Annotated in this window: 12 protein-coding genes; 7 read left to right on the top strand and 5 right to left on the bottom strand. The window is 71.5% G+C overall.

Annotated elements, in window-relative coordinates:
• Nucleotides 1-187 precede the first annotated feature (187 nt).
• Nucleotides 188-1,393, top strand: coding sequence for a cytochrome P450 (locus ACFV9W_RS06275; RefSeq protein WP_385756135.1), 1,206 nt, complete (start codon nt 188-190; stop codon nt 1,391-1,393).
• 4 nt (nt 1,394-1,397) lie between these two features.
• On the opposite strand, the gene ACFV9W_RS06270 is transcribed toward ACFV9W_RS06275, so the two are convergent.
• Nucleotides 1,398-2,201: an IclR family transcriptional regulator gene (locus ACFV9W_RS06270; RefSeq protein WP_385756133.1), complete on the bottom strand. Its 804-nt coding sequence runs from the start codon at nt 2,199-2,201 to the stop codon at nt 1,398-1,400.
• 78 nt (nt 2,202-2,279) lie between these two features.
• Entirely contained in the window at nt 2,280-2,858 is a 579-nt protein-coding gene (locus tag ACFV9W_RS06265) for a TetR/AcrR family transcriptional regulator (protein WP_385756132.1), read from the bottom strand.
• A 91-nt stretch (nt 2,859-2,949) separates the two neighbouring features.
• On the opposite strand from ACFV9W_RS06265, the gene ACFV9W_RS06260 reads away from it, so the two are divergent.
• From ACFV9W_RS06260 to ACFV9W_RS06250, 3 genes are all read left to right on the top strand, one after another.
• On the top strand, nt 2,950-3,393 hold the full coding sequence (locus ACFV9W_RS06260; RefSeq protein ID WP_385756130.1) for an anthrone oxygenase family protein: 444 nt from the start codon (nt 2,950-2,952) through the stop codon (nt 3,391-3,393).
• A gap of 59 nt (nt 3,394-3,452) precedes the next feature.
• Nucleotides 3,453-3,995, top strand: a complete 543-nt coding sequence (locus ACFV9W_RS06255) for a hypothetical protein (RefSeq protein ID WP_385756128.1) — start codon at nt 3,453-3,455, stop codon at nt 3,993-3,995.
• 123 nt (nt 3,996-4,118) lie between these two features.
• On the top strand, nt 4,119-5,117 hold the full coding sequence (locus ACFV9W_RS06250) for an asparaginase (RefSeq protein ID WP_385756126.1): 999 nt from the start codon (nt 4,119-4,121) through the stop codon (nt 5,115-5,117).
• An 88-nt stretch (nt 5,118-5,205) separates the two neighbouring features.
• Here ACFV9W_RS06250 and ACFV9W_RS06245 read toward each other — a convergent pair whose 3' ends face one another.
• The gene (locus ACFV9W_RS06245) at nt 5,206-6,540 is read right to left on the bottom strand and encodes an NAD-dependent succinate-semialdehyde dehydrogenase (protein WP_385756124.1); all 1,335 of its coding nucleotides are present in this window, start codon (nt 6,538-6,540) and stop codon (nt 5,206-5,208) included.
• 248 nt (nt 6,541-6,788) lie between these two features.
• On the opposite strand from ACFV9W_RS06245, the gene ACFV9W_RS06240 reads away from it, so the two are divergent.
• The 3 genes from ACFV9W_RS06240 (at nt 6,789) to ACFV9W_RS06230 (ending at nt 9,643) form a co-directional block, all read left to right on the top strand.
• Nucleotides 6,789-7,547 (top strand): ANTAR domain-containing protein, encoded by a 759-nt coding sequence (locus ACFV9W_RS06240; protein ID WP_385756122.1) that lies wholly within the window; start codon nt 6,789-6,791, stop codon nt 7,545-7,547.
• Nucleotides 7,548-7,621: 74 nt separating this feature from the next.
• Nucleotides 7,622-8,320: an ANTAR domain-containing protein gene (locus ACFV9W_RS06235; RefSeq protein WP_385756120.1), complete on the top strand. Its 699-nt coding sequence runs from the start codon at nt 7,622-7,624 to the stop codon at nt 8,318-8,320.
• A 105-nt stretch (nt 8,321-8,425) separates the two neighbouring features.
• Nucleotides 8,426-9,643, top strand: coding sequence for an alpha-hydroxy-acid oxidizing protein (locus ACFV9W_RS06230; RefSeq protein ID WP_385756118.1), 1,218 nt, complete (start codon nt 8,426-8,428; stop codon nt 9,641-9,643).
• 63 nt (nt 9,644-9,706) lie between these two features.
• Here ACFV9W_RS06230 and ACFV9W_RS06225 read toward each other — a convergent pair whose 3' ends face one another.
• Together ACFV9W_RS06225 and ACFV9W_RS06220 are read right to left on the bottom strand one after the other, a co-directional pair.
• On the bottom strand, nt 9,707-11,251 hold the full coding sequence (locus tag ACFV9W_RS06225) for an FMN-binding glutamate synthase family protein (protein WP_385756116.1): 1,545 nt from the start codon (nt 11,249-11,251) through the stop codon (nt 9,707-9,709).
• A 157-nt stretch (nt 11,252-11,408) separates the two neighbouring features.
• On the bottom strand, nt 11,409-11,921 hold the full coding sequence (locus tag ACFV9W_RS06220; RefSeq protein ID WP_385756114.1) for a DUF4232 domain-containing protein: 513 nt from the start codon (nt 11,919-11,921) through the stop codon (nt 11,409-11,411).
• Nucleotides 11,922-11,939: the final 18 nt, after the last annotated feature.

The following is an 11,939-nucleotide window of genomic DNA, read 5'->3' as shown; positions in this document are numbered from 1 at the left end:
CATGGCCGGCTCGTCTCGTCCGACGGCGGAACGTTCCGCGCTCCGCCGCATCGTCAAAAACGCGGGCGCACGGTGGCAACAGCCGTTCTCAGCACGTGATAACGCCCGTGTCCGGGTGGCCTCCCACCGGTCTACGTTGCGGATGCCGGGCCCGCCCGGCCCACCCCGCCGTACCCAAGGAGGCCAGATGTCCGCCCCGGCCGACACCCCCGTCGCACACCTCGCCGACGACCCCTACGACGACGCCCGCCTCACCGACCCGTACCCGCTGTTCACACGGATGCGCGACGCGGGCCCCGCGGTGTGGCTGGAGCGTTACGGCGTGCACGCCTTCACGCGGTACGAGCAGTGCCGGGAGATCCTCACCGACCACGACACGTTCCTCTCCGGTGCCGGGGTCGGACCCCGCAACTACCACCAGGAACCGCCGTGGCGGCCGGCCGGCATCCTGGACTCCGACCCGCCGACGCACACCCCGCTGCGCACCGCCATGTCCGGAGTCATCTCCCCGCGCAACGTGCGCGCGCTGCGCGCCGCGTTCCAGGCCTACGCGGAGCAACTCGTCGACGAACTCCTCGACAAGCGCGAGTTCGACGCCGTGACCGAGATGGCGGAGCTGTTCCCCATCGAGGTCTTCGGCAACGCCGTCGGCATCCCCCGCGAGGGCCGCGCCGAGAACCTGCTCCCGCACGGAGCCATGAACTTCTCGGCCTTCGGCCCCGAAGACGCCCGCTACGCCGCGTACTTCGCCGCGGGCGAGCACACCGTCGACTGGGTCATGGAGAACTGCGCCCGCGAGAACCTGACCCCCGACGGGCTCGGCGCGAAGATCTGGGAGTACGCCGACCAAGGTGTCATCACCGGCGACGAGGCGACCCGCCTGGTGCGCGCCCTGCTGTCGGCGGGGCTCGACACCACCGTGCTCACTCTCGGCAACACCATGAGGTGCCTGTCCGCCAACCCCGGGCAGTGGGCGCTGCTGCACGCGAATCCGAAGCTGACCCGGTTCGCCGTGGACGAGGCGCTGCGCCACGAGTCACCGTTCCAGTCCTTCTTCCGCACCACCGCGCGCGACATCGACTTCCACGGGGTCCGCATCCCCGAGGACAGCAAGGTCGCCCTGTTCATGGGGGCCGCCAACCGCGACCCGCGCCGCTTCGGCGACGACGCCGAGCACTACCGCATCGAGCGGGACGCCTCCGGGCATCTCGCGTTCGGCTTCGGCATCCACCAGTGCGTGGGCCAGCCCGTCTCGCGCCTCGAGGCCGAGGTCCTGATCGGTGAACTGGCCCGCCGGGTACGGACGGTGGAGCCGGCGGGCGACCCGGTGCCGTTCCTGCACAACACGCTGCGCGGCTGGAAACACCTGCCGGTGCGGATCACCGCGGCGTAAGAGGTCACCCGGAGCCGTACTCCAGGATCTCCGACAGGCGGGCGCCGGCCGCCTGGAGCCGGTCGAGGGCCTGCCGCCGCCAGGCGGGGCCGCACCGCGACTCGGGTCCTGCCACGGTCAGCGCACACACCACCTCGCCCGTCGCGGCGACCGGCACCGCGACGGCGACCGCGCCCTCGTTCAGCTCGCCCTGCGAGATCAGGAACCCGCCGGCCCGGATGCGCTCCATCTCCCGGGCCAGGCGGGCGCGGTCGGGGGTGTGCGCGGTGATCGTACGCATCGGTTGGCAGAGCACCCGCTCGATCACCGGACGGGGCGCGTGTGCCAGCAGGATGCGCTGCCCGGCGCCCGCGTACAGCGGCAGCAGCTGGTTGATGCGGAACGCCATGCGGATCGCGTGCGGCGACTGGGTCTGGCGCAGGCACATCGCCTGCGAACCGACCCGCACGGTCAGCACGGCCGTCTCACCGGTGGCGTCCGTGAGTTCCTGAAGCAGGGGGTGGCCGAGCTCCACGAGCCGGGTGTGCGTCAGATGCTGGCCCGACAGTTCCAGCAGCCGCCACCCGGGAACGTAGGTGCCCGAACGCTCCTCGACCAGGTCGAACTCCCGCAGTGTGCGCAGGTACCGGTACACCGTGCTGACCGGTATCCCCGCGTCGGCCGCGATCTGCTCGACCCGGGTCTCGCCGGACTCGGCGACGCTGATGAGCACGCTCAGTCCGCGCTGGAACGACACACCCGCACCGGCGGCCGCGGGGCGCGCGGCCGGCGGTGTCCCGCCGGATTCGCGCGGGACGGCCCTGGACACAGCGATCTCCCCTCGACCCGGCACGCCGGCCGGCTGGCCCGGTCGGCGGCGCGGCCAGCGTAGAACAGGGACGGGGTCTCAGACCACGGCGAGCCGGTCCACCAGCAGCTCCAGGCGCTGTTCGGTGTATTCCGGGGGCAGTCGTCCCGCCCGGGACAGGGTCGCGAGCCCGTGCAGGGACGCCCAGAACACCTCGGTGAACAGGTCCGCGTGGACGCCGTCACCGGCGACCTCGGCGAGGGTCTCCCGCAGCGCGGCGAAGGCGTCCTTCAGCGGGGCCGGGGTGTCCTCCTGGGCGAACGCGAGGCCGCCCTCGAGCTGGAACATGGCGTCGTAGACCGCCGGGTTGCGTGCGGCGAAGTCGAGATAGGTGTGGGCGAGGGCGGCGACCCGCTCGCGCGGGCCGTCCGTGGCCGTGGCCGCGGCCCGTACGGCAGCGGCCATCTCGGCGGCGCCCTCCAGGGCCACGGCGCCGATGATCTCGCGCTTGCCGCGGAAGTGGCTGTAGAGGACCGGCTGGCTGTACTCGATGCGCTCCGCGAGGCGACGGGTGGTGACCGCGTCCCAGCCCTGCTGCTCGGCGAGTTCGCGGGCCGTGGCCACGATGAGGCGCTCGCGGCTGGCACGCTCGCGCTCCTTGCGTTCCTGTACCGACATGACCGAACCCTAGCACTGCTAGACAATCGAGCGGCAGCAGCGCTAGCGTAGAACCAACATCTAGCGATGCTAGATCCCAGGAGGGGTCCTCATGCTCAACGCACTTGAGATCGTCACCACCGTGATCGTCGGCGTGATGGTGGGGGTGGAGTTCTCCGTCCTCCTCAACAACCCGATCCTCAACGTGCTCCCCGGAGACATGGGCCTGCGCGCCCGCGTCCAGGGAGCCCGCGTCGGCGGCGCCGTGATGCCGGCCTGGTACTTCACCTCGCTCGCCCTCGTCGTGGTCTGGGCCGTCGCAGGGTGGCACCACCACGGCACGGGCCTCGTCGTCACCTCCGGCGCGCTGCTGATCGTCAGTGTGCTCATGTCGGTCCTGGTGCTCGTCCCGATCAACAACCGGATCAAGACGTGGACCGAACAGCAGCCGCCCGCCGACTGGAAGCAGCAGATGACCCGCTGGGACCGCTGGCACTACGGCCGCGTCGCCGTCGTCATCGCCGCCTTCGCCCTGCTGGTCGCCGCCCTCGCCTGAGCCCGCGGCACGTGAGCTGGGGTCCCGGGGACCAGTGGAGACGAGGTGGCACGGTGGGGATGAGGCGCGTCCTGGCGCTCGGTGCGGTACTGCTCGCATCCGGAGTGTGGGTGGGGTGTGCGGAGTGGCCCACCAAGACACCGTCGGAGGTCAGGCGCAGCAGCGACGGTCCGATCGAGCTCGACGACGGGCGCCGCGTCACGGTGGCATTCACCGAACAGGGGCTCGTCGAGCGGCACCAGGGCGCCGAAGGCGGCCCGTGGTCGAAGCCCAGGGTGCTGCATCCGGCGGCGGGCGACTCCGAATGCGACCCCGAACTCACGACGTACGACAACACGGTCGCGGTCATGGCCGATTGGGACTATGGCTGCTATGGCGACGCCGCCGAGATCGCGATCGTCGCGGTGAGCGACGGTGACCTCGACGAGTGGGACACGCACGGCATCGAGAACATCGACGGCTGGGAGTGGACCCGCTTCTCGTGGAGCGGCTACCGCGTCGTCTTCCGCAAGGGCGACGGCGACGGAACGACCGAGCTCAACTGGCGCCAGAGCATCGGCTTCACCGGACCGGACGTGATCGCGGGGCCGGGCGAGGGGTAGGGCCTGCCTCCCGGTCTCCGACTGCGGGGCTGCGAGCGATGCCTGTCGACACTCGAAAGGTCCTGGCGCCCCGCCACGTCCCTGCACCACCGACCTCAGACCTCCGACCTCCGAAGGACATTCATGACCGCCGCAACTCCCAGCAAGTCCACGCCCGACTGGCCCGTGCTCGCGGAGGTGTGGCGCGGGGAATTTCTCGAGTCCGTGCACCACGGATCGGTCGTGGTGCTCGACGCGGACGGCGGTGCCGTGCTGTCGGCCGGGCCCGTCGACAGCCCCATGTACCCGCGGTCGTCCAACAAGCCGCTCCAGGCCGTCGGCATGCTCCGCGCCGGCCTCGACCTCGACGGCGAACTCCTCGCGCTCGCCTGTGCCAGCCACTCGGGCGAGGCCTTCCACCTCGACGGGGTGCGCCGCATCCTCGCGGAAGCGGGACTGACCGAGGGCGCCCTGCGGTGCACCGCGGCCCTGCCCATCGGCGCCGACGCGCAGCCCGCGCACCTCGCCGCCGGGCTCGGCCCCAGCCGTATCACCATGAACTGCTCGGGCAAGCACGCGGCGATGCTCGCCACGTGCGTCGCGGCCGGCTGGTCCCTCGACGACTACCTCGACCCCGCCCACCCGTTGCAGCTCGCGCTGCGCGACGCGCTGGAGGACCTCGCGGGGGAGAAGTCGACGGCGGTCGGCGTCGACGGCTGCGGAGCCCCGCTGTTCGCGCTCACCCTCACCGGCCTCGCGCGCGCCTTCGCGAGGATCGCGACCGCGGCCGAGGGCACCGACGAGCGGCGGGTGGCCACCGCGATGAACACCCACCCCGAGTACGTGGGCGGCACGGGCCGCGACGTCACCACCCTGATGCGGGTGCTCCCCGGCGTCGTGGCCAAGGACGGGGCGGAAGGCGTCTACGCCCTTGCCCGCCCGGACGGCTCGGCCGTCGCCCTCAAGATCGCGGACGGCGCGCAGCGGCCGCGTCCCGTGGTGATGACCGCCGCGCTGCGCCACCTCGGAGTCGACGTGGACGCCGATCCGCAGCTGGCGGCGCTGAGCGAGGCGCCGGTCCTCGGGCACGGCGAACCAGTGGGAGCGGTGCGGCCGGCGGCCGTCCTCGGCACCGGCGCCTGAACCCGTCACCCGTCCCGCGCCCTGCCGCCGGTGGCGTCGACCGGACGGAACCCGTCGACGTCACCGGCGTCCGCCTGGCCCTGCGCGCCTACGCGACCGTGCGGATGAGCTTCTTGTTCACGAACTCCTCGATGCCGGGACGGCCGAGCTCACGGCCGAAGCCGGAGCGCTTGACGCCGCCGAAGGAGAGCTCCGCCCCTTCGGCGCCGACGCCGTTGACGAAGACCATGCCGGCCTCGATGCCGTGCGCGACCCGCTCCGCCTGGGCGGGGTCGTTCGTGAAGACGTACGAACCGAGGCCGTACGGGGTGTCGTTGGCGATACGCAGGGCGTCGTCCTCGTCGGCGGCCTTGAAGACCATGGCGACGGGGCCGAAGAGCTCCTGGCGGGCCGTGGCGTTCTCGGTGGTCAGACCGGTGAGGACGCCCGCCGGGTAGTGGGCGCCGTCGCGCTTGCCCTCGGAAGTCAGCGTGGCGCCCTCGGCGACGGCCGCGGCGACCTGGCGCTCCAGGGTGTCGGCCGCGGTCACCGAGGACAGCGGGGCGCCGGTCTGCTCGGAGAGGAGCCGGGCGGTGAACTTCTCCACGAACGCGTCGTACAGACCGTCGACGACGATGAAGCGCTTGGCCGCGTTGCAGGCCTGGCCGGTGTTGTCGAGGCGGGCGGCGACCGCGGACTCCACGACCGCGTCGAGGTCGTCGGTGGACAGCACGACGAACGGGTCGGAGCCGCCGAGCTCGAGAACGACCTTCTTCAGGTTCCGGCCGGCGATCTCGGCGACCGCCGCGCCCGCGCGCTCCGAACCGGTGAGCGAGACGCCCTGGATGCGCGGGTCGGCGATGACGTCGGCGATCTGCTCGTTGGTGGCGTAGACGTTGACGTACGCGCCGGTCGGGAAGCCCGCCTCGAGGAACAGCTTCTGCAGGAGCGCCGCCGTGGCGGGGCACTGCGGGGCGTGCTTGAGGACGATGGTGTTGCCGATGGCGAGGTTCGGGGCGGCGAACCGGGCGATCTGGTAGGCGGGGAAGTTCCACGGCATGATGCCGAGGAGGGCGCCGACCGGGCTGCGGCGCAGCACGGCGCGGCCGGGGCCTGAGGTGACGTTCAGCGCCTCGTCGGCGAGGAACTCCTCGGCGTGGTCGGCGTAGTAGTGGTAGATGTCCACGCAGAAGTCGACCTCGCCCTCGGCCTCCTCGCGCGGCTTGCCCATCTCCCGCACGATGCTGTCGGCCAGCTCGGTACGGTGCTCGGCGTGCAGGTCGCCGAGGCGGCGCAGCAGAGCGGCGCGGTCCGCCACGGAGCTGGTGCGGCCCCACGCGGCGGCCTGGTGCGCGGCGTCGACGGCCGCGGTCACCTCGGCGTCGGTGGCGGTGGGGTAGGTCTCGACGATCTCGCCGGTGGCCGGGTCGGTGACTGCGTACATCGAATCTCCAGAAGTGCGAAGGAGTAAGGAACGAGGTCGGTTCCGCGGTCCTCACGTGCCGCGAAGCCCACTGGAAGAACCCTACGGCTCCGGGGCGGATCGGGCTGAGGCGGCCGACCGGACTTCGTCGCGGGCCGTTTCCCGCAATCCATCGATCCGGTTCCCGCCCGGGGGCCCGTGCGGGACACTGGCGGTGCCGCGAAAGTCGGCCCGGCCGACTCGGACTCGGGGCGGAAGGAGGCTGCGTCATGGCGCAGTGGGAGCGGGACGAGCGGCTCGCGCGGGCGTTCCTGGAGCTTGCCGACACGCTCCGGGACGGTTTCTACCTGATGGACTTCCTGCACGTACTGACCGACCACATGCGCGCGTTGCTGGACGTGACGGCGATCGGGGTCGTCATGGTCGACGCCCAGGACCGCCTTGTGGACGTCACCGCGTCCACCCACACCGCCCACCAACTCGAAGAGGCCCAGGTCGAGTTCGGCGAGGGGCCGTGCAAGGAGTGCTGCCTGGGCCACGAGCAGATCGGCCCGGTGGACCTGACGCTGCCCGCCGTCGCCGAACGCTGGCCGCGCTTCACCAAGGCCGCCCGCACGGTCGGATTCGAGACGGTGGCCGCGCTGCCGCTGCGGCTGCGCGACGAGGTGATCGGCGCGGTCAACATGTTCCACGACCGGCGCGACGCCCTCCACCCGGCGGCCCTGCGCCTCGGCCAGGCCCTGGCGGACGCGGCGACCATCGGCATCCTGCACCACCGCCTCTCCCAGGACCAGATCGAACGGGTCGGCCAGCTGCAGACCGCCCTCAACAGCCGCATCGTCATCGAACAGGCCAAAGGCGCCCTCGGAGCACGGCTCGGCATCGCCCCCGATGCCGCCTTCGAGCGGCTGCGGGCCCACGCCCGCAGCCGACGGACCTCGCTGACCCAGCTGTGTCAGCGCGTCGTCGAGGGCCACATCCCCGCCGAGGAGTTCGTACCGCGTCCGGACAGGCAGCAGAACCCCTGAACATCTCCGCCGCCCACGACCTGCGGCCCACGTCACCGGCGTCCCACCGCCACCAGCCGAGGAGTGCTCACCCGGTGTCCGCAGACTCTCCCGACATCCCTGCCCTCGTGGCCGCCGCCGTGCGCTCCGGCCACGGCCTGAGCGCGCTCGCCCCGGCCGCCTGCGCGCACGCGCTCGGCCTCGACGGTCTCACCCTGTGCCTGCTCAACAAGTCCGGCCTCGAACTGGTCTGGTACGACCCGGAGCACACCGCCGGAGTCGCCTTCGAGGACCTCGAGTTCACCCTCGGCGAGGGGCCCACCCATGACACCGTGCGCACCGGTGAACCCGTGCTCGTCCCCGATCTGCACACCGTGCCCGAGGAGCGCTGGCCCGCCCTGCTGCCCGCCGCCCGCTTCAGCCCGCTGCGCGCCGTCCACGCCGTGGCGCTGAACCTGGGGGCCACCCGGCTCGGCGCCCTGACCGGCCACCGCGCCGACCCCGGCGCGCTCACCCGCCCGCAGATGAGCCAGTTCCTCGCCCTCGCCGAGGGCGCCGTGGCGATCCTCACCACCCCAGAAGGCATCCACGACATGCGGACCGACCAGCCGCTGTCCCTGCACCGGGCCGTCGTCCACCAGGCGACCGGCGCGCTGACCGTCCGCCTCGGCGTCCCCCTCGACCAGGCCCTCATCCGGCTGCGCGCCTACGCCTTCACGCACAACCGTCTGCTCCACGAGGTCGCACACGACGTCGTCCACCATCAGGCCGACCTGGACCTGCCGACTCCCTGACCCGGGCGACGGATCATGGTCCGGTAATTTGCCGTGGACGACGCCTCGTCCGTCGTCGTCACGGCCCCCACCGGGCCGCATACGTCACGCTTCGCGGGAGACACCATGAAACACCGACTGCCCCAGATCTCCGAGCTGCGCCCGCTGCTGAAGTTCGACGGCTTCAACCCCGACAGGCGCGCCGCCCGGCTGGGGAAGGCCGCCGACGTGTGGGACCTGCGGTCGATAGCCAGGCGCCGCACACCGCGCCCCGCGTTCGACTATGTGGACGGGGCCGCGCAGCGGGAGTTGACGGTGCGTCGGGCGCGCCGGGCGTTCGACGACGTCGTGCTGCTGCCGCGGATCCTGCACGGGACCGCGAAGGTCGACCTGAGCACGCGGATCGCGGGCGGGACGTCCGAGCTTCCCTTCGGGATCGCGCCCACCGGATTCACGCGCTTCATGCACGCCGAGGGGGAGGACGCCGGAGCGGGTGCGGCCGCCGCGGCGGGCATCCCGTTCTCCCTGTCCACCATGGGCACCCGGTCGCTCGAACAGGTCGCCGCCACGGCGCCGGCCGGGCGCCGCTGGTTCCAGCTCTACCTCTGGAAGGACCGCCAGAAGTCGCTCGACCTCCTGAAGCGGGCCACGGCGAGCGGCTTCGACACACTTCTGGTCACCGTGGACACACCGGTCGCGGGGCAGCGGCTGCGTGACGCCCGCAACGGCATGGTGATCCCGCCGCGGCTCACCCTCAAGACCGTGCTCGACGCCTCGTACCGGCCCGAGTGGTGGTTCAACTTCCTCACCACCGACCCGCTGAGCTTCGCCTCGCTCTCCGGCACGAGCCAGGACCTGCCGTCGCTCATCAACTCGATGTTCGACCCGACCCTGTCGATCGAGGACCTGGAGTGGATCAGGTCCCAGTGGCCGGGGAAGCTGTTCGTCAAGGGCGTCCTGACCGCGGAGGACACACGCCGCTCGCTCGACGCGGGCGCCGACGGGCTCGTCGTCTCCAACCACGGTGGACGCCAACTCGACCGCGCGCCAGTCTCGTTGTACGCCCTGCCCGAGGTGCGGGCCGAGGCGGGCCACGACGTGGAGATCATCCTCGACTCCGGCATCATGTCCGGCGCCGACATCGTCGCCGCCCTCTGCGCGGGAGCCGACTTCACCCTCATCGGACGCGCGTACCTCTACGGGCTGATGGCCGGTGGCCGCGAAGGTGTGTCGCGGGCCGTCGAACTGCTCGCCAGGGAGATCGAGGTGACCATGCAGCTCATCGGGGCGGCGACGATCGCCGACCTCGGACCGCATCTCCTGCGCACGCGGCACACCGGCTGATGCGGGGGCCGTTCGGGGGTGACCGGCGTTGTCGTCCGCCGGTCACCCCCGAACGGAACGGAGTCAGACAGTCGATTCGGTCTCCAACTCAGGCCGGGCGGTGAGGAGTTCGGTGATCTCCTCGGCTAGGTCCTTGCCGAGTTCGCCCCAGCCGTCCTTGTAGCCGTAGACGCTCGCCAGGGTGCGGGCCTCGTAGTCACCGTTCATGATGTCGATGTCATTGGGTGTGATGAGCGAGGGGTGGGCGACGCCGACCGCTCCCGACACCTTCAGCAACTCCTTGCGCAGGGTGCGCAGATACATGGCGGCGCGGGTCGCCTTCGAGGGCGCGTCCAGGCCGCGCGCCAGCCACGGGTCCTGGGTGGCGATGCCGGTGGGGCACTTGTCGGTGTGGCACTTCTGCGCCTGGATGCACCCTATGGACAGCATCGCCTCGCGGGCCACGTTGATCATGTCGACGCCCAGGGCGAAGGCGACCGTGGCGTTCTCGGGCAGCCCGAGCTTGCCGGAGCCGATGAACGTCAACTGGTCGGTCAGGCCCCGCTCGGCGAACGTGCTGTAGACACGCGAGAAGCCCATCCGGAACGGCACCGACACCGAGTCGCTGAAGATCAGGGGAGCGGCGCCGGTGCCGCCCTCGCCGCCGTCGATGGTCACGAAGTCGACGCCCCGGTCGCCGGGCGCCATCAGCGTGGCCAGCTCCTCCCAGAAACCCATGTCACCGACGGCGCTCTTGATGCCGACCGGAAGACCGGTCTCGGTGGCGAGCAGCTCCACGAAGTCGAGCATCGAGTCGACGTCGTGGAACGCGGTGTGCCGCGAGGGCGAGGCGCAGTCCTTGCCGACGGGGATGCCGCGGATCTCGGCGATCTCCGGCGTCACCTTCGCGCCCGGCAGCATCCCGCCGAGCCCCGGCTTGGCGCCCTGCGACAGCTTGATCTCCAGCGCCTTGACGGGGGCGCTGTCGACGATCGCCTTCAGCTTGTCGAGGTTGAACGTGCCGTCCTCGTTGCGGCAGCCGAAGTACGACGTCCCGATCTGCAGGACGAGGTCGCCGCCGCCGCGGTGGTACGAAGACAGGCCGCCCTCACCGGTGTTGTGCATCGTGCCGGCCAGCGCCGCGCCCTTGTTGAGCGCGGTGATCGCCGCGCCGGACAGCGAACCGAAGCTCATCGCCGAGATGTTGACGATGCTCGCGGGCCGGAACGCCTTGGCGCGCCCGCGCGGCCCACCGAGGATCTTGGCGGAGGGCAACGGGGCCTGCGGGTCGTGCAGATCGGGCAGCACCCCGGCGAACGTCCGCTGCTTGACGTACGCGTGACCCTGCACGTGCTCGACGTCGTTGTCGGTGCCGAACCCGAAGTAGTTGTTCTCCTCCTTCGACGAGGCGTAGATCCAGCTGCGCTGGTCGCGGCTGAACGGCCGCTCCTCGTCGTTGGACGTCACGATGTACTGGCGCAGCTCGGGGCCGATCGTCTCCAGCAGGTACCGGGCGTGCCCGACCACGGGGAAGTTCCGCAACAGCGCGTGCTTCTTCTGCACGAGGTCGCGCGCGGCGACCACCGCCAACGCGGTGCCGACCGCCGCACCGATGTTCCGAGCACGCATGACGTTCCTCTCCTCGACTGCCGATACCCGACGCCACCCCGCACAGCGGACGACGCGGACGCCCACCGCCGAACAGCCCCGTCCGGGCTCACGAGTTCGACGGCGAAACGCCACCTGATCGTAGAGGTCAGCGGGAGGGGAAGGCAGGGGAGGGGCGTCAGGCGCCGGCCACCACCGGGCCGATGACCGTGCCCTCGGTGATCCGCAGCTTCCCCGAGGCCGCTGAATCGCCCGGGATCTGGCCGGTCGGCGTGGAGAGTGTGAAGGTGGCCTCGTCCGCGGGGATGGTCGGGAGCTGGTCGGGGACCTGGATGTCGAAGTGGGCGGGGTGGCCGGGGCCGAACCGCACCGGGACGTCCTGGTCGCCGTAGCTGCCGGTGGGGAGGCTGATGGGCACGCCGTTGTGGGAGAACTGGACCTCGACGGGCGAACCGGCCAGCGTGCACCGTTCGTACCCCGGCGCCGCGGTCAGCGTGACGCGGTAGTGGCTGTGCCCGGCGGACGAGGCGTCCTGGGTGATGCGGGCGGTGTGGTTGGCGGGGCGGCAGGAGGAGGGCCTCGGCTCCTCCGGTGAGCCGGTCGCGGCCGCCGAGGCCTGGGTGAGGCCGCCGCCCAGTGCGGCGGCCAAAACAGTGGCGGTGGCGGTGAGCTTCCCAGTGGTCGTACGCACGCGGGGGTGCTCCGTTCC

The organism is Streptomyces sp. NPDC059897 (assembly GCF_042730865.1).
In the GTDB taxonomy this organism is placed as follows: domain Bacteria; phylum Actinomycetota; class Actinomycetes; order Streptomycetales; family Streptomycetaceae; genus Streptomyces.
Note: the sequence above shows the minus strand (reverse complement) of the source record. Positions and strands in the feature narration are given on the sequence as shown.

Bases quoted from the DNA above. Each gene is read 5' to 3' on its own strand.
- ACFV9W_RS06275 (WP_385756135.1), top strand. From the start codon at position 188: ATGTCCGCCCCGGCCGACACCCCCGTCGCACACCTCGCCGACGACCCC.
- ACFV9W_RS06265 (WP_385756132.1), bottom strand. From the start codon at position 2,858: ATGTCGGTACAGGAACGCAAGGAGCGCGAGCGTGCCAGCCGCGAGCGC.
- ACFV9W_RS06260 (WP_385756130.1), top strand. From the start codon at position 2,950: ATGCTCAACGCACTTGAGATCGTCACCACCGTGATCGTCGGCGTGATG.
- ACFV9W_RS06255 (WP_385756128.1), top strand. From the start codon at position 3,453: ATGAGGCGCGTCCTGGCGCTCGGTGCGGTACTGCTCGCATCCGGAGTG.
- ACFV9W_RS06250 (WP_385756126.1), top strand. From the start codon at position 4,119: ATGACCGCCGCAACTCCCAGCAAGTCCACGCCCGACTGGCCCGTGCTC.
- ACFV9W_RS06245 (WP_385756124.1), bottom strand. From the start codon at position 6,540: ATGTACGCAGTCACCGACCCGGCCACCGGCGAGATCGTCGAGACCTAC.
- ACFV9W_RS06240 (WP_385756122.1), top strand. From the start codon at position 6,789: ATGGCGCAGTGGGAGCGGGACGAGCGGCTCGCGCGGGCGTTCCTGGAG.
- ACFV9W_RS06230 (WP_385756118.1), top strand. From the start codon at position 8,426: ATGAAACACCGACTGCCCCAGATCTCCGAGCTGCGCCCGCTGCTGAAG.
- ACFV9W_RS06225 (WP_385756116.1), bottom strand. From the start codon at position 11,251: ATGCGTGCTCGGAACATCGGTGCGGCGGTCGGCACCGCGTTGGCGGTG.